This window comes from Dietzia massiliensis, assembly GCF_018390595.1.
In the GTDB taxonomy this organism is placed as follows: Bacteria; Actinomycetota; Actinomycetes; order Mycobacteriales; family Mycobacteriaceae; genus Dietzia; species Dietzia massiliensis.
Genome location: NZ_JAHBAV010000267.1, coordinates 1 through 396 on the forward strand (window position 1 = coordinate 1; position 396 = coordinate 396).

The window sequence follows — 396 nt, forward strand, 5'->3', positions numbered from 1 at the left end:
CTCGTGTCGCCATCAGAACCAATCTCGGAACTTCGCTGAAAATCTCTTCGTCTCTAAAACACCTTCGGTGTTGTAAGGTTAAGCCTCACGGATCATTAGTACTGGTTAGCTCAATGCATCGCTGCACTTACACACCCAGCCTATCAACGTCTTAGTCTTAAACGTTCCTTCAGTGGACTCAAAGTCCAAGGGAAGACTCATCTTGAGGCAAGTTTCGCGCTTAGATGCTTTCAGCGCTTATCTTTTCCGCACTTAGCTACCGGGCAATGCCATTGGCATGACAACCCGAACACCAGTGGTGCGTTCACTCCGGTCCTCTCGTACTAGGAGCAACCCCTCTCAATCTTCCAACGCCCACGGCAGATAGGGACCGAACTGTCTCACGACGTTCTAAAC

General features: G+C 50.0%; 1 rRNA gene. It reads right to left on the reverse strand.

Annotation, left to right across the window (positions count from 1 at the left end):
• Window positions 1-74: 74 nt before the first annotated feature.
• Window positions 75-396 (reverse strand): 23S ribosomal RNA (locus KHA85_RS20535); the annotation flags it as partial.